The sequence below is a fragment of the Gluconobacter sp. P1D12_c genome (assembly GCF_018812105.1).
Taxonomy (GTDB): Bacteria; Pseudomonadota; Alphaproteobacteria; order Acetobacterales; family Acetobacteraceae; genus Gluconobacter; species Gluconobacter oxydans_A.
Genome location: NZ_JACSIQ010000622.1, coordinates 1 through 408, shown reverse-complemented (window position 1 = coordinate 408; position 408 = coordinate 1). Strand labels below are relative to the sequence as shown.

Here is a 408-nt window from a genome sequence, read left to right as displayed (position 1 = left end):
TTCATCCGCAAATGGAAGACAACAGATGCCGCCGCCAGTGATGGCGCGCGATTGAGAGAGGGGCTTCTGGATAAAGCCAATACCGCCTCAAGCGTCTGGGCCGATACCGCGTATCGCTCGAAAGCCAACGAAGACTTCATGGAAAAGCAGGGCTTTGTCTCAAAGGTCCACAGGAAAAAGCCGCATCTCAAGCCCATGCCCCGCCACATCCAGCGGTCCAACGCAGGGAAATCGGTGATCCGGTCGCGTGTCGAGCATGTCTTTGCCGATCAGAAATCGCAGACGGGTCTGTTCGTCCGAACCGTGGGTATCACCCGGGCCACCATGAGGATCGGCCTGGCCAATATTGTCTACAACATGCGCCGCTTTCTCTTCCTCGCAAGGTTGAACGCGAGCGCGTAGTCATCC

General features: G+C 57.1%; 1 protein-coding gene. It reads left to right on the top strand.

Going from position 1 to position 408, the window contains the following annotated elements:
- Positions 1 to 402 (top strand): transposase (locus tag KP705_RS18435; protein WP_215765353.1); only part of this gene is annotated, 402 nt, incomplete at its 5' end.
- Positions 403 to 408: the final 6 nt, after the last annotated feature.